Origin of the sequence: Streptomyces sp. NBC_00190 (assembly GCF_036203305.1) — a bacterium.
GTDB lineage: Bacteria > Actinomycetota > Actinomycetes > Streptomycetales > Streptomycetaceae > Streptomyces.
In genome coordinates this window covers 649,056-663,628 of sequence record NZ_CP108131.1, presented here as the reverse complement: position 1 = coordinate 663,628, position 14,573 = coordinate 649,056, and the positions used below count along the sequence as shown (strand labels likewise).

Below are 14,573 nucleotides of genomic sequence, written 5' to 3'. Positions count from 1 at the left end.
GAACCATGAGTTGGAGGAGAACCTTTCGCTGCATCCTTGGTCCTGCCGGGAAGATCGAACGGGGGGCTCGGGATGTGGTCAGTGGTGTCGTCGGGCGGACTGCCCGCGAGGGAGCGGTTCGACTGGTACGCCGACCTCATCTCACGTGAGGTGATGCCTGCTGCGCTCAGCAGCGAGCGGCCTGCCGAGTTTCAGGGGAAGGCCGCCGTAATGGCCTTGGGGGAACTCCGAGTGGCGAGGTTCGCCCTGTCGCCCCTGCGCTCGCGGCGTACACCCGCGCTGATCCGGCGCGGGGACCCGGAGGAGTATCAGCTGGCGCTCTTACGAAAGGGCGCCACGTCGTTGTCCCAGCACCGGAACGCGAGCACGGTCCGAGCCGGGGACCTCATGCTCTGGGACACCTCGCGCCCCTCCGACAACGAGATGCTCGCCGAAGACGGTCAGGTGCAGGCGACGATCCTGCTGCTTCCCCACGCCGTCCTGCCGCTGCGCACCGGGCGCCTCGACCAGTTGCTCGCCCGCCGCATACCGGGCGACCGCGGACTGGCGGCGATCCTGGCGTCTTTCATGACCGCCCTCGAAGACCACGGCGCGCAGTGCGCGCCCGAAGAGACGTGCCGGCTCGGCAAGGTCGCGGTCGACCTCGCGACGGCCTGCCTGGCCCAGCACCTGGACATCGAGGAGCACCTCCCCGCCGAGGTCCGCGCACAGGCTCTCCTGCAGCGCATCTACGCCTTCATCGAACACAACCTCAGCGACCCGGAGCTGACTCCTGCCGTCATCGCCGCCCGCCACAACATCTCGGTGCGCAGCCTCCACCAGCTCTTCCACGGCCAGGAGGAGAGCGTCCACACCCGGATCCGGCGGCGCCGCCTGGAGCGGTGCCGCGCCGACCTCGTCCGCCCCGATCTCCGCGCCCGCCACGTGCACGCCATCGCCGCCCGCTGGGGCTTCAGCGGCCCGGTGGTCTTCAGCCGTTCTTTCCGCGAGCTGTATGGAATCAGTCCTACCGAGTTCCGTGCGCGGAGTGTTCAGGAATCCCGCGCCGACAGTTCAGTGCGGCGATCGAATCCTTCCTAGATTCGGACGCGGGCTGGGTACAGGCCGGCCCGTACTGTCGCGCAATGGGAGGAACTGCGATGTTCGCTTCGTTGAAGCCGATCGGCAAGACCCTTGCCATGGTCGGGGTGGCCACTGGCCTTGCCCTTGGCGTTGCCACACCGGCCAGCGCCAATAGCACGGTCAGCTGGCAGCACGAGGTGTCCGGTCTGTGCCTGGGCTGGAACCTGGACAACAACGATGCCAAGATGTGGGGTTGCTCGTCCTACGGAACGTCCTGGTACGAGTACAACAACGGCGACGGCACATGGCTCATGAAGCGCAACGACGACCGCGGGTACTGCCTGACGGGCTACTGGGACAACGACGTCTACATGGAGCCGTGCACGGGCAACGACTACCAGCGCTGGTACGAGGTTCAGACGTCGGCCGGCTGGAAACTCAAGCACAAGGCGACCGGCCGGTTCCTGGACGCCAATGACAGCGGAAGCAGCGTCTACCTCCACGACGAGAACAACGGCCGCTACCAGCTCTGGCACTGACCCGGCCGGCCTGGTGGAGGTGACGACCTGTAGGCGCGGGCTGCCTGCGGCAGCGGGTGCGTACGCGATCACCGGGCCGTGACACACAGGCCTGGGACGAGGGACCGGGACTTCTCCGTTGAGCGAGTCCCGGTCCTTCGTCAGTTCTTCTCAATGAAAACCGGCGCCAGGCCTCCCTCGGCGGTCCTTCTCCGTGGCTACGGCTCCGGTGGAGAGGAGCGTCGCAGCGGCGAGGCTGCCCCAGAGGGCCGCCGAACCGTGGGGTGCGAGAGCGGTGATGACGGCCGGGGAGACGGCGAGGCCGAGACCCGTGGAGAGCTCGAAGCGGGCGAGGGTTCGTCCCAGGACATGCGCCGGGGCGAGGTGGGTGACGAGCGCGGTGGCGCTGCCGGCATAGATGATCTCGCCGATGGTGCAGACCACGGACACCAGGGCGACGGCCGGGGCACCCCAGCCGTGTCCCAGCGAGGTGGCCGCGAGGAAGCCGAGGTAGGACGCGGTGAGTACCACGCCGGCGAGAGCCAGCGCGGTGCGCCGGGAGAAGCGGGACATCAGGACGGTGACCGGAACCTGAAGGGTGACCACCAGCACCGTGTTGGCCACGAAGATGGCTGCCGACCACACCGGAGACGCGTGCATCTGTGTCACCAGGACCAGAGGGAGCGCGATTTCGGGGACGTTGAGGCAGAAGACGTAGACCACGTTGGCGGCCAGCAGCGTACGCATCCGGGGCGCAGGCCCCTCCTCCCTGTCCTCGGTCGGGCTAGCGGCCGGGTGCGCGTGTACGTGGACCGACCATGCCAAGGCCGCCGCAGTGAGATAGGCGAGCCCGGTGGCGGCCGCCAGCGCCTGCAATGCGGCGGTGCCGCCCGCCAGGCATGCGGTGGCGAGGAGCGCGCCCGCGCCCAGGCCGGCGTTGCGCAGGGCGCGGCCTCCCGCGAGAGCGACGTCGCGTTCCCGGCCGTGGGCGACCGTGGCCACGAGAGCTGCGTGGGCAGCCGGCCACGCCTGGTTGCCGATGCCGAGGAAGAGCGCCGCCGTCGAGAACAGCCAGACGTGTCCGGCGGGGGTGGCCAGCAGCAGCGCCACGCCCAGCACCCGTACCAGCATCGACGCTGCCACGACCGTGCTGCGTGCGCCCCGGTCGAGCCATCGGCCGACCGCGGGCATGCAGACCAGACCGACGACGATGCCGACCGTCATGGCGATGCCGGTGACCGGCGCGGACAGTCTCAGCACCATCACCCCGTAGAGCAGCAGAAAAGGTCGCAGCAGGCCGGTGCCGAGCGCGTCCACGGCCAGGGCGACGGCATAGCGGGGGCCTCCGGAGGCACGGACGAGGGCGCGGGGCCGGATCTTGGTGGTGGTTGCCATGGCGTCAACGGTGCGTTCGGCCACCGGGCCGGCTGCGTCGGTTGACGGACACCGTCAACCGACGCCGTCGCCGGTCACCCGGTCGGTGATGATGAGGGGGTGACGTTGAGGATCGACATCAGCGGCCTGCCGTCCGAGCGACTGCGGTTCGCCGCCTCCCCGCTGGCCGAGCTGACCGCGATGCTGCACGTGCTGGCCGAACCCGGGCATCATCCGCAGCTCGCCGGCTGGGCCGGGGACGTCTGGGCCGGGCTGCGGCCGGAGCTGGCCGAGCGGTTGCGGGAGGCGGAGTTCCTCTGGCGTTCCTCACAAGCCGACTTCCTGATCCCCGCCCGACCTCGGCCGACCCTCGCCGAGGAGTTGGACGACGTGGACCGGATCGACGACGAAACGTACGTGACCGCCGCGCTCGTCACCACGTGCGGCAGCAACCGGGTCCACTTCGGCGCGCAGTCGCCGCTCACCGACGCGACGTCGAGGGAGCGGGCCCTGGACCTGGCCCAGGCCCGCGGCGCGCGGCAAGAGGCCTTCGCGGAACGGCTGCTCGCGGACCCGGCCGCTGTGCGGGCACGGGTGCGCCACACCCTCGAACAGTGCGCCGAGGCCTTCTTCGACGCCGCCTGGACGGACGTCGCCGTGCAACTCGCCACCGACCTGCGCCTGAAGAACGATCTGCTGAAGCGCCAGGGCATCGGGGCGGCACTCGCCTCGGTCTCCGGCGCGGTCACCCTGGCACCGGACGGCGACTGCATCGTCGTGGACAAGCTGCAGGACAAGGCGACCGCCGCCCACGGCACCGGGGTCACCTTCATCCCCAGTGTCTTCGGCCGCCCGCACCTGGTGGCGGTCCACGCGCCCGGGTGGCAGCCGGTGGTGCAGTACCCCGTGGCCGAGCCGAGTCCATCGGAGCCGGTATCGCTGGAAACGGTCACACTCCGGCTGGAGGCGCTCGCACATCCGGTACGGCTGCGGCTCCTGCGCACGCTCGCCCGCGGCCCGCACACCAACGGTGAGCTGGCCCACGCCTGGGAGCTTTCGCCCCCGGAGGTTTCCCGCCACCTCGCGGTCCTGCGCCGCGCGGGCCTGCTCACGGCCCGGCGGCACGGTCGCTACGTCCGGTACACCCTCGATCTGCCCGGCCTGACGGCACTGGGCGCCGACCTGCTGGCGGCCGTACTGCGCTGAGCAGGGTGGTGCGGAGCGCACCGCCGCGGGTGGCTCCGCACCGCCTCATGTCATCGGTCCTGCGAGAGCTCGTACAGCTCGCGGAACCGGCCCCCCTTCAGGGTGACGAGCTGGTCGAAGGAGCCCTGTTCCACGATGCGGCCGCTGTCCAGGACGATGATGCGATCCGCGAGGCGGCAGTTCTCCATCCGGTGTGTGACGATCACCGTGATCCGGTCCTCCTTCATGCCCCGCAGGCCGGAGAAGACCATGTGTTCGCCGCGCGGGTCCATGGCGCTCGTCGGCTCGTCCATGACCAGCAGGCCCGGCTTGCGGTGGAAGGCGCGACCGCAGGCGATGCGCTGCCACTGCCCGCCGGAGGGCTCGTGGCCGCCCCAGATCGAGCGTGCCAGGAGCGTGTCCAGGCCGTCGGGGAACTCCTCGACGGTCGTCCGCATGCCGACCGCCTCCAGGGCTTCCCACACGGCCTCCTCGCCGCGGGGGTCCGGCTGGCCGAGGGTGATGTTCTCCCGGGCGGAGAACGGCCAGTACCCGTACGACTGGGTGACGAGACCGACATGGGCCCAGGCGGAGCGCTGGTCGGCGTCCGAGGTCGGGATGCCGTCCCAGGCGACGGTGCCGGACGTCGGGGCGGTCAGCGAGGTCAGCAGCCGGATCAGCGTGGACTTCCCGGCGCCGTTCTCCCCGATGACGGCCACCACCTCACCCCTGGCCAGGGTGAGCGAGACCGGTCCGAGGGCGGGGGTGTCCTTGCCGGGGTAGGTGTAGGAGGCCTCCTCCAGCCGGATCTTCTCCGGCCCGCTCTCCATCACCTGCGGGCCGCGCGGGCCGGACTTCTCGGCGGCCTCCTTGACGAAGGTGGTGTAGTCGCCGAGGTAGAGGGCGTGCTGGAACATGGCCGCCCCGTAGACGACGAGCTGTGACAGGGCGGCGGTGGAGGTGCGCATGGCGACGATGGCCGTGCCTGCGGCGGAGATGGCCATGTAGCCGCCGATGACGAGTCCGGCGAGCGCCCCGTACGTCGCGACGACGAAGACCCCGGAGGCGGTGGCGGCGACCAGGTACACGGTGAGGTAGCGGGGCGCGGAGCTGACCATCTTGGAGTCGATGCGCTCGCAGACGGCCGCGTACCAGTGGTGGGCGTAGGGCCGCATGCTGTTGCCGCGCAGCTCGTCGGCCAGCTTCGGGGTGGTCAGGTGCCAGCGCATCATGTGCTTGATGTTGCGGGAGGCGATCGTCTGGTTGTGGAGCCGGTAGTCGAGGCGGGCCGCGTACACCGAGCCGAGGCCGCGGGGGATCACCGACAGGAGGAGCAGCGGCAGAAGTACGGGGTGGACGACGGCGAGGACGGACGCGACCGCGATCATGTCGATCATCCCGCCGGTGAAGCCCAGGGCGTCCTGCAGGAGCATGGCGGAGCGGGCGGAGCCGGTCTCGGCGGCCTCCGAGCGTTCGGTGAAGTCGGGGGCGTCGTAGGCGGCGAGTTCCACATCCATGTGGGCGTCGACCATCGCGAGGTCGGCGAGGGTGGCCATGCCGGGATTGAGGCGGCGGGCCGCGCTGCCGGAGCTGATGGAGGCCAGGGCGCCGAGGGCGGTCATCGCGGCGGCAACGGCCAGCGGCCAGGCGGCGCCCGAGATGCGTTCCTGGACGCCGTCGCCGGCCAGGAGCGGAACCATCGCCTGGGCGATCGCCGCGAGCGCTGCCGCCGTACAGATCCCGCCAAGGATCTGCGAGGCGACCAGCACGTGGAAGGCGGTGCGGTTGACGGCGACGGCGAGCCGCGCGGTCTGCTTGAGGGCGGAGGGAACGCGACGGGCCATCTGCCCGAGCGACAGCGCCTCCATGGTCTCGTTGTGCTGGCCCCAGCTGTACTTGAACTCCGGAGGGGCCGGCGGTGCGATGGATTCCTGCTTCTGGGTTTGCTGTTCGGACATGCTGCGTCTCCTTCAACTGGGTTGTCGTGGAGGCCAGTTCGTCCGGACCCGCGCATGGCGAAGAAGCCCGGGTCCGCGGTGTGCGGAGGGGCGGTTGCGGGGTCGTCGGAGCTGGAGGAGTGAGTACAGCGCAGACCGAGGGCCGGAGCAGCGGGATCTGGCCGACCTCGCGGCGACGGCCCCCTTGGGGTGGCTGCTGATCGCGTTCGAGTGCCGTCAGGCTCCCGGGCCGGCCGGCAGAACAGGTTGGCCGGAACCCGCCGGTGCGGGGGTCAGGTCATCGGAAATCGCTTGCGGCCCCGACGGCGTCGCGGCCGGCCGTCCCGGTCGGCACGTGGGCCGCCGGGAAACGCAGGATCTGGCCGGCGGTGGTGCCGACGAGGATCGTGCCGTCGGGAGCCGCGTGCAGGGAGAGCGGCTGGTACGGGGGCAGCGTGCGCCGGTGGAGTACCGTCCCGTCGGCCGCGTCGAGGGAGACGAGGCTGTTGTCGGCGCACAGGGCGTGCAGGACCCCGGCGTGCGTGTCGAGGGCGGAGACCGCGGCTTCCAGCGGCCGACTCCACTGGACTTCGCCGGACGGGAAGGCCCGGCGGACGAGCTCCGACTGCCCGTGCAGCAGGGCGGTGCCGGCGGCATCGGACACGTACACCACCCGGCCGAGCGGCGCGTCGACGGTGAAGAGCACGGTCTCGGCCGCGCCGTCGGAGGCGAGCGCGACCACGTCCCGACCCCTTCGCCCGTACAGCAGCTCGGGGCAGCGGCGGGCGTCGAGCGGGACGAGGTCGTACCGGTCCGGCACATGGACCGAGCCGATCCGCTTGCCGTCGGCGGCGAAGATCCGCGTGTTGGGCGGGGTGGGCGGCTCGCTCCCGAAGCTGCGGTCGTACGTGTCCCGGATCGCCCAGACCCCGTCCGTACGGGCGGACATCGCGGCCGAGAACGGCACCGAGCGGCGGTCGAGGACGGTGCCGTCGGCCGTATCGACGAGCAGGAAGTCGGTCCGCGTGCGGGTGTCGGGACCGGCGACGGCCACGCGTACGGTCCGCTCGTCGGCGGCCACCTCGATGCGGGCGCCGCCGATCGCCGACGGCGCGGGCACGCTCCACAGTTCCGATCCGTCCGCGGCCCAGCACTCCACCGCCGCGTCCCGGCGGGTGGCGAGCACCCGGCCGTCGCCGACTCCGGCCACGGCCCGGACCCCGCCCCGCGCGTCGTAACTGCGTCCGGCCCGTTCGGCGAGGGCGCGCAGCAGCGGCTGCGCGGGCGGTATGTCGTCGTACGTCCTCGGGTCCTCGGGGTCGAGCGCCGTCCGGTCGAGGGCGGTCAGATCGAGGGCGTCGGGGGCGAGGCCGCGCCAGTCGTCGCGTACGACGGTCGCCCGGGCCATCAGGCTCCCGACGCCGTGGTCCAGGGCGAAGTAGGTGAGTTCGAGGGTACGGTCGTCCAGCCAGCGGACGGGCTCGATACCCCACGCGGGGTCGGCGAAGTCGACGCGGTGCCCGGTATCGGCCTCGAGCAGGGTGAGGCCGCCTTCGCGGCAGTACTCGTCGTAGTTGTCGAGGCCGACGGCGAGCAGGGGCAGTGTGGGGTGGAACGCGATCGACTCCGCCTCCATCGTGAAGGTCAGCAGGTGGGCGCAGGACAGGTCGGCGGCGCGGTACACGGCGACCCGGCTGTACTGGTGCATCACCGAACTGACCGCGATCCACTGCCCGTCGCTGCTGATCACTGCCTGGCACGCCTGTCCGAGCAGTTCGGGGAACGGCTGGTCGTGGAGCGGGGTGTGCGGTTCCGGCCGGTCAGCCATGGTTCTCCGTAAGGTGGGCGAACGACACCCGGGCGAGGGTGTCGAGGGTTTCCGGCGTCGCGGCCGGCACGAGGGCCCGGAAGGACGCGGCGAAGGCGTCGGACTGCGTGCAGAGCGTCCTCGCCTCCAGCGCCTGGGTCACGCGGGGAATCAACTCGTAGAAACAGAAGGGGTGCTCGGCTTCGATGAAGGCCAACAGGCTCTCCTCGTACGAGGCGTGCTCCCCGTCGTACGTCCAGGAGTCCAGCGCGAGCAGCAGCGGGAACTGGGCCCGCACCTCCCACTGGGCCAGCGGGACGTCCTCGTACCCGGCGGGCCACTCGCGGTCCGCGAGCCGCAGCAGCATCGCGAGCTCGGTCATGAACTCGGGCACGCTCTTGGTCCCGGCGGCCGCTGTCCATGCCCGGCGGGCGGCCGACGGGCAGGTCGCGAAGAACTCCTCGCTGAACGCCGTTGCCAGATAGTCCAGTTGGGAGGCGAGCGGCTGTGCGGTGTGCCGCCAGGCCACGTCCCAGTGATCGGTCCGGGAGACCCGCGTGAGCCGCAGCACCTCCCACTCCAGCGGATCGGGCCCGCCCGCGGCGAGCCCGACGAGGTGCGCTATCGGTCCGCTGGTGAACATGCCCTCAGGGTGCAGCGCCACTGCTCCTCCTCCTTCGTCGTCCGCGGTCCATCCAATCGCCCCGCGGGCGTGGCGATCACACCGGGTGGGCAACCGGCATCGCCGGAGCAGCCGAGAACGGGGTGGGAGCATGCAGGAGGCCGGGGCGCTGCGGCGGGCTCCCGTCTGGAGCGTGACGCGCTCGGCGGATGCCGATTCACGTAAAGGGGACGCGCATCCCGCCCCCTGGCCAGGACGTACGGCTCGCCGTCCGGCGTCAGGACGTGGACGGTCCACGGCCCGTCGCGCCGTGCTGGTCTATCGGCGCGAGCGGGCCTTCACCGTCCAAGCGCATCCGCACGCTGTCACGCGGAAGCCACGACCTCACCGGACATGACCTGAGGAGGGTTGGGGAGCAGTGACGCGAGGTTGTCCCGCACGAAGTCCGTCGCCCTCGAGATCGATTCCTCGGCACCGGCCTGGTCCGTGAAGACGCTGGTCGAGACCATCACTCCGTCCCCGGCATCGACCCAGTAGTAGGCCACGAAGCCGGAGACCTGACGCATGAGCGGCACGAACCCTTCGTTCACCACGCGTCCCGCCTCGGCCGGATCGGTCACCCCTTCATACCGCCGGACTGCTGCGTACATCGTCGAGCTCCTCACGTGGGTTCCGGGTTCGTCACCTGTCGAGACGTCGTACCCCTGCGATGGCGGACCGGCCCGTCAGGGGTACGGCAATCACCTGATGGGTCGCCTCGGGTGATCCGAACGGCGGCTTCCACCCGCCCCGCCACCCGCGCCAAGCCCGACGAAGGCGCCGCCGGACCGGGGGAAGTCAGTGGTTGTGGCGCGCACCGTGTTCCAGCGACTGGGGTCGCGCCGCGTCGGCATCCTGGCCGAGGAGGAGCAGGGGTGCTTGTCCGCGGGGCCCGGCGGCGGTGAGGGGGATGCCGAGGCTTTCGCACATCCGGGAGGCGCGGGCCAGCGCGCTGAAGGTCATGGGGGAGGGGGCGTCGGTCGGCAGCTCGATCGTGACCCGGTCGGGGCGGTGGGTGTGGACGAGTGACTCGATCTGCAGCGCGGCCGCGGCCCGATTGGTGACGTTCAGCTCCTGCAGGATCTTCACGTGCAGGGTGCCTTCGGCGATCTGGTGACTGATGACCATGCTGCGCCTCCCGCACACCGGGATCCGGGCGGCACCAGCGGTGAGGGGTGCCCACGTACCAGTGTGGGGCAGGGGCCTCGCACGGACGAGTCCGCCCGGCCGGTGACGCGGCACGGAGGCGGTCCCGTGGCGGGCCGGACCGGCCCGTTTGCCCCTTCTGCGGCCGCGCACCGGATGCGATCGTTGTGACTCTCTGTGACCAGAGATGCGGCTTGGACGTCACGGTCCGCCCCGCGGTCGCCGCCCTGCCCGCACCCTTCGAGCGGAAGCATGCAGGTCCTGTGCCGCGTCGCGCTTATAGCGCATTCCTGTCCGGGACGCCACTTCGGAACAGAGCAATCCGGCCGGAACCGATCGCGATGTGAGGGCGGACTCCCTCGTCGCGAACGGGTCCACGCGTCGTCGACCTCCCCCTACGCGACCGCTCGCCTCGGACGGGTCCCCGCCGTTGCCGGAAAACGCCGCTGTCGATGGCGCATAACGATTCCTCCGGTCCGATGAACTCCAACGAAAGTGCACATGCGGGCAGTTGGGCGTAGTTACGCTCCCGCCCACCGGTCAGAAGGTCATCCTTTTCGATAGTTCGAGGACGCCGATGGAGCAAAGAGATATTCCCCCTAAAACGAACCACCTGGAGGGGGGAACAAGCCGGATGCTGCCCGCGATCGTGGCCGTGGCCGCCGCCTGCCTGGTCGGGGCGCTCGTTTCCTCCTCGGAACCGGTCGGCACCGTCCTGATCGCCGCGGGCGCCGTGTGCACCGCCGCCGTGGCCCTCGAAGCGCTACGGCGCGGCCGCGCACTCGCCGCCCGCAGCACCCAGGTCGAGGTTCTCCAGCACGCCCTGTCCCGGCAGGAATCCGAGGCGGTCCACCTGTCCGCGTCGGTGCTGCCCGAGGCCATGGAGCGACTGCGCAAGGGCGAGCCGGCCGAGGAGGTGCTGACCTCACTGGGAGGGCGCGGCGGACACGGCAACCGCTGGGGCGACGACGTGGCCCTGACCCCGCGGTTCAGAGCCGCCCTGCAGGACGTGCTGGCCCACGTGATCGACGCGGTCGACAACGAGGAGAGTTTTCGCGACTCGGCGCAGCGGGCGTTCGTGAACGTCGCCCGCCGCGTCCAGGCGATCGTCCATCAGCAAGCCCACGAAATGCGCGAGATGGAGGACCGGCACGGCAGCAACCCGGACGTGTTCGGCGACCTCCTGCGACTGGACCACGGCACCGCCCTGATCGGCAGGCTCGCCGACTCCATCTCGGTTCTCGGAGGCGCGCGCCCCGGCCGCCAGTGGAGCAGGGCCGTCACCTTGTACAGCGTGATGCGCGGCGCGATGTCGAGGATCATCGACTACCAGCGGGTGGACCTCCACTCGGTCTCCGAGGTCGCCGTCGTCGGTCCGGTCGTGGAGCCGCTGATCCACACCCTGGCAGAGCTGCTGGACAACGCCACCCGGTACTCCCCGCCGCACACCCGGGTCCACCTCACGGCCGTCGAGGTGCAGTCGGGCATCGCCGTGGAGATCGAGGACGGCGGTCTGAGCATGAGCGAGGAGGCCCGCCGACGTGCCGAGAAGATGCTCGCCCAGGCGCAGTCCGGCATCGACCTCAACGACCTGGGCGAGACGCCGAGGCTGGGCCTGGCGGTGGTCGGCAGGCTGGCCCAGGCGTACGGGTTCCAGGTGTCCCTGCGCTCGTCCGCGTACGGCGGCGTCCGCGCCGTGGTCATCGTGCCGCAGCACCTGATCACCATGGCGTCCGCGGCGACCGGTCTCGCCCACGGCATCGGCTCCTCCTCGGGGCCCAGGGCAGTGTCCGCGACACCGCGCGAGCACCCCCTCGACCACTCGCCGGCCGGCGTGTCCGCGCCCCGGCCGGCACCGGCCCGGGCGCCCAGGCCGGTGCCTGTCAGCAGCGGGCCGGGCACCGACCGTACCGCGACCGGCCTGCCGCAGCGACGCCGGAAGGACCGCGTCACCACCTCCGACGCCCGGCCCGCCGCGGAGCCGCGGTCGGCCGACGACCGCGGCCCCGGAATGTGGCTGGAGGCGTTCCACAGCGGACTGTCCGGCGCACCCGGCCAAGACGCGCAGGGCGCCCAGGACGCGCCGGGTTCAGCGACCAAAGGGGCCTAAGCAGTGATGACTCAGCGAAGCAGCATGGACTGGATGCTCAAGGACCTGGCCGCCGGAGTGCCGCAGACGCGGCACGTGATCGTACTGTCCGCGGACGGGCTCTGCGTCGCGCAGTACGGGGCCGAGACCGATACGGCCGACCGCCTGGCAGCGGCCTGCGCGGGCCTGCAGAGCCTTGCCGGAGCGGTGGCCGCGGAACTGCCGCGCTCCGAGGGCAGGATGCGCCTTGTCGTGATCGAGATGGACGGCGGGTTCTTCTACCTGATGGCCGCCGGTGACGGTTCCTACCTTGCGGTCCTCGCCGACGAGGACGTCGACGCGGGGCTGATGGGCGCGCAGATGCGCAACCTGGTGACCCGAATGGGGGACCACTTGAGCAGCCCGCCCCGACATGACGGGCAGCCCGCGTGAATGATTCGCCCACCAGCTGGGAGGACAGCAGCCCCGAACGGCTCTACGTCATCACCGGCGGACGCAGCGGACCCTCCACCGCCGTCCAACTGGACCTCGTGACCTTGGTCGTGGCCAAAGGGCCGGCCCAGCCCGAGACGCAGCCCGAGCAGGCGGCCATCCTGCGGATGTGCCGGTCACCGCTGTCGGTGGCCGAGATCGCCGCGTACGCCGGCCTGCCCGTCAGCGCCGTCACCGTGCTGGTCGGAGACCTGATGGCCGCTCAGCGCGTGTACGTCCGTCCGCCCGTTCCCGCCGCGCAGCTACCCGACCTTGCTCTGATCGAGGCAGTGATAGATGGACTTCAGAAGCTCTGACCCGCCCGCCGGGCCGTCCCACGCGGACGTACTCCCGCAGACGGCCGCGGCCGCCGTGAAAGTCGTCATCGTCGGCGGCTTCGGCGTGGGCAAGACGACGATGGTCGGTGCGGTCAGCGAGATCAAGCCGCTGACCACCGAGGAGACGATGACCAGGGCGGGCGTCGGCATCGACGACACCTGGGGTGTGGATCGCAAGATCACCACGACCGTGGCCATGGACTTCGGCCGCATCAGCATCAACGACGAACTCGTGCTGTACCTGTTCGGAACTCCCGGCCAGGAGCGCTTCTGGTTCCTGTGGCGCGGGCTCTTCGAGGGCGCGCTCGGAGCGGTCGTACTCCTCGACACCCGTCGGCTGGAGATCAGCTTCGATGTCATCGGACGACTGGAGGAACGGGGGGTCCCGTTCGTCGTGGCCGTCAACTCCTTCCCCGGCGCGCCCGAGCATCCGCTGGAGGAACTGCGCCAGGCCCTCGACCTGCCCCCCGCCGTCCCGATCCTCGTCTGCGACGCCAGACGACGGGACTCGTCCCGCGATGTCCTGCTGACCCTCATGCACTACCTGCATTCCCAGGCAGCCACCCAGGAGGCAATGTGAGTACCAGCCCCACCCCACCGCCCGAGTGCCCCGCCCACGCTGCCGGAACGGTCGGCGGCCTGCACCGTCTCCACGGAACGGAGGCCCAGGCCGACCCCCTCGCGTTGTACGAGAAGCTTCGGGCCGAGCACGGGCCGGTGGCCCCCGTGCTGGTCAGCGGGGACCTCCCGGCATGGCTGGTCCTCGGTCACCGGGAGAACCTGGACGTGGCGCGCATGTCGTCGCGCTTCGCCCGAGACCCCCGCGGCTGGCGCGACATGAGAGAGGGCCGGGTGCCGGCCGACACCCCGCTGGGCCCCATGGTTTCCTGGGTGCCGGTGTGCAACTTCACCGACGGGCCCGTGCATGACCGGCTGCGCGCAGCCGTGGTGGAGTCCCTGGAGCGCTTCGACAAGCGAGGCATCCGCCGTTACGTGACCCGCTTCGCCAACCAGCTCGTCGACAAGATCGCAGGCGAGGGGTACGCCGACCTGGTGTCCGCCTTCTCCGACCAACTCCCCATGCTGGTCATGACGCAGCTCATCGGGGCGCCCGACGAACACGGACCCCTGCTGGTCAACGCGGCACGCGACATGCTCCAGGGGACGGAGACGGCCCTCCAGAGCGACCGCTACGTCACCGTCACGCTGGAACATCTGGTCATGGAGCGCAAGGCCAAGCCCGCCCGCGACCTCGCCTCCTGGCTGATCGAGCACCCCGCGAACCTGAGCGACACCGAAGTGCTGATGCACCTGCGCGTCGTGCTGATCGCGGCCTACGAGACCACCGCCAACCTGATCGCCAACACGCTGCGGTCCGTACTGACCGATCCGCGCTTCCGGGCGAGTCTCTCCGGAGGCCACATGACGCTGCCCGACGCCCTGGAGCAAGTCCTGTGGGACGACCCGCCGATCAACACGATCATCGGGCGCTGGGCCACCGGTGACACCCTGCTGGGCGGCCAGCAGGTGAAAGCCGGCGACATGATCCTGCTCGGCCTGGCCGCGGGCAACGCCGACCCGCAGATCCGGCCGGATCCCGACGTCTCCGTCCACGGCAACCGCTCCCACCTGGCCTTCAGCAGCGGACCGCACGAGTGCCCGGGCCAGGACATCGGCCGCGCGATCGCGGACACGGGCATCGAAGTCCTGCTGGACCGGCTGCCCGACCTCCAGCTGGCGGTCGACGCGAGCGAGCTCCAATGGCGTGGCACCCTCATGTCACGCCACCTGCTGTCCCTGCCGGTACGGTTCGCCCCGCGCTCCGCGCCGAACCCGCAGTCCCAGCCCGAGCAGCCGGCCGGGCACCCCGCACACGCGCCGATCCCGCCGCAGCCGACGGCAGTGGCTGAGGTAGCCGTTCGCCGCCGTGGCGTCAGCTGGTGGCGCCGGCTGCTCGGCCGCCGCTGAGCCGGTCCCTCCGCGCC

Annotated in this window: 14 protein-coding genes; 8 read left to right on the top strand and 6 right to left on the bottom strand. The window is 70.9% G+C overall.

The genetic code is table 11. From position 1 onward, the window contains the following. The first annotated feature begins 72 nt into the window (after positions 1-72). Both OG429_RS03480 and OG429_RS03475 read left to right on the top strand, forming a co-directional pair. Complete coding sequence (locus tag OG429_RS03480) at positions 73-1,080, top strand: helix-turn-helix domain-containing protein (RefSeq protein ID WP_328923780.1); 1,008 nt, start codon at positions 73-75, stop codon at positions 1,078-1,080. Positions 1,081-1,139: 59 nt separating this feature from the next. After that, positions 1,140-1,601 (top strand): RICIN domain-containing protein, encoded by a 462-nt coding sequence (locus tag OG429_RS03475; protein ID WP_328923779.1) that lies wholly within the window; start codon positions 1,140-1,142, stop codon positions 1,599-1,601. 150 nt (positions 1,602-1,751) lie between these two features. Here OG429_RS03475 and OG429_RS03470 read toward each other — a convergent pair whose 3' ends face one another. Beyond that, positions 1,752-2,975 carry an MFS transporter gene (locus tag OG429_RS03470; RefSeq protein WP_328923778.1) on the bottom strand — a complete coding sequence of 408 codons (1,224 nt, stop codon included), beginning with the start codon at positions 2,973-2,975 and terminating at the stop codon, positions 1,752-1,754. A gap of 99 nt (positions 2,976-3,074) precedes the next feature. Between OG429_RS03470 and OG429_RS03465 the strand changes: the two genes are divergently transcribed. After that, complete coding sequence (locus OG429_RS03465; protein WP_328923777.1) at positions 3,075-4,160, top strand: helix-turn-helix domain-containing protein; 1,086 nt, start codon at positions 3,075-3,077, stop codon at positions 4,158-4,160. 50 nt (positions 4,161-4,210) lie between these two features. Here OG429_RS03465 and OG429_RS03460 read toward each other — a convergent pair whose 3' ends face one another. From OG429_RS03460 to OG429_RS03440, 5 genes are all read right to left on the bottom strand, one after another. Further along, complete coding sequence (locus OG429_RS03460) at positions 4,211-6,097, bottom strand: ABC transporter ATP-binding protein (RefSeq protein ID WP_328923776.1); 1,887 nt, start codon at positions 6,095-6,097, stop codon at positions 4,211-4,213. Between the two features lie 277 nt (positions 6,098-6,374). Beyond that, positions 6,375-7,904, bottom strand: a complete 1,530-nt coding sequence (locus tag OG429_RS03455; RefSeq protein ID WP_328923775.1) for an outer membrane protein assembly factor BamB family protein — start codon at positions 7,902-7,904, stop codon at positions 6,375-6,377. Beyond that, positions 7,897-8,547 (bottom strand): hypothetical protein, encoded by a 651-nt coding sequence (locus OG429_RS03450; protein ID WP_328923774.1) that lies wholly within the window; start codon positions 8,545-8,547, stop codon positions 7,897-7,899. The genes OG429_RS03455 and OG429_RS03450 overlap by 8 nt, the downstream gene beginning before the upstream one ends. A gap of 323 nt (positions 8,548-8,870) precedes the next feature. Then, positions 8,871-9,155 carry a hypothetical protein gene (locus OG429_RS03445; protein ID WP_328923773.1) on the bottom strand — a complete coding sequence of 95 codons (285 nt, stop codon included), beginning with the start codon at positions 9,153-9,155 and terminating at the stop codon, positions 8,871-8,873. A gap of 187 nt (positions 9,156-9,342) precedes the next feature. Then, positions 9,343-9,672 (bottom strand): hypothetical protein, encoded by a 330-nt coding sequence (locus tag OG429_RS03440; RefSeq protein ID WP_328923772.1) that lies wholly within the window; start codon positions 9,670-9,672, stop codon positions 9,343-9,345. A gap of 595 nt (positions 9,673-10,267) precedes the next feature. Between OG429_RS03440 and OG429_RS03435 the strand changes: the two genes are divergently transcribed. Genes OG429_RS03435 through OG429_RS03415 form a run of 5 tightly spaced genes read left to right on the top strand, consistent with a single transcriptional unit; the run spans position 10,268 to position 14,556 of the window. Then, positions 10,268-11,800 (top strand): sensor histidine kinase, encoded by a 1,533-nt coding sequence (locus OG429_RS03435; protein ID WP_443051225.1) that lies wholly within the window; start codon positions 10,268-10,270, stop codon positions 11,798-11,800. Between the two features lie 6 nt (positions 11,801-11,806). Next, positions 11,807-12,211 carry a roadblock/LC7 domain-containing protein gene (locus OG429_RS03430; protein WP_328923770.1) on the top strand — a complete coding sequence of 135 codons (405 nt, stop codon included), beginning with the start codon at positions 11,807-11,809 and terminating at the stop codon, positions 12,209-12,211. Beyond that, entirely contained in the window at positions 12,208-12,567 is a 360-nt protein-coding gene (locus tag OG429_RS03425; protein ID WP_328923769.1) for a DUF742 domain-containing protein, read from the top strand. Before OG429_RS03430 ends, OG429_RS03425 begins: the two co-directional genes overlap by 4 nt. Next, the gene (locus tag OG429_RS03420; RefSeq protein WP_328923768.1) at positions 12,548-13,168 is read left to right on the top strand and encodes a GTP-binding protein; all 621 of its coding nucleotides are present in this window, start codon (positions 12,548-12,550) and stop codon (positions 13,166-13,168) included. The genes OG429_RS03425 and OG429_RS03420 overlap by 20 nt, the downstream gene beginning before the upstream one ends. Further along, positions 13,165-14,556, top strand: coding sequence for a cytochrome P450 (locus OG429_RS03415; protein WP_328923767.1), 1,392 nt, complete (start codon positions 13,165-13,167; stop codon positions 14,554-14,556). The genes OG429_RS03420 and OG429_RS03415 overlap by 4 nt, the downstream gene beginning before the upstream one ends. Positions 14,557-14,573: the final 17 nt, after the last annotated feature.

Coding starts and splice junctions, on each gene's coding strand:
- OG429_RS03480 (WP_328923780.1), top strand. CDS start 73: ATGTGGTCAGTGGTGTCGTCGGGCGGACTGCCCGCGAGGGAGCGGTTC.
- OG429_RS03475 (WP_328923779.1), top strand. CDS start 1,140: ATGTTCGCTTCGTTGAAGCCGATCGGCAAGACCCTTGCCATGGTCGGG.
- OG429_RS03470 (WP_328923778.1), bottom strand. CDS start 2,975: ATGGCAACCACCACCAAGATCCGGCCCCGCGCCCTCGTCCGTGCCTCC.
- OG429_RS03460 (WP_328923776.1), bottom strand. CDS start 6,097: ATGTCCGAACAGCAAACCCAGAAGCAGGAATCCATCGCACCGCCGGCC.
- OG429_RS03455 (WP_328923775.1), bottom strand. CDS start 7,904: ATGGCTGACCGGCCGGAACCGCACACCCCGCTCCACGACCAGCCGTTC.
- OG429_RS03445 (WP_328923773.1), bottom strand. CDS start 9,155: ATGTACGCAGCAGTCCGGCGGTATGAAGGGGTGACCGATCCGGCCGAG.
- OG429_RS03440 (WP_328923772.1), bottom strand. CDS start 9,672: ATGGTCATCAGTCACCAGATCGCCGAAGGCACCCTGCACGTGAAGATC.
- OG429_RS03435 (WP_443051225.1), top strand. CDS start 10,268: ATGGAGCAAAGAGATATTCCCCCTAAAACGAACCACCTGGAGGGGGGA.
- OG429_RS03430 (WP_328923770.1), top strand. CDS start 11,807: ATGACTCAGCGAAGCAGCATGGACTGGATGCTCAAGGACCTGGCCGCC.
- OG429_RS03420 (WP_328923768.1), top strand. CDS start 12,548: ATGGACTTCAGAAGCTCTGACCCGCCCGCCGGGCCGTCCCACGCGGAC.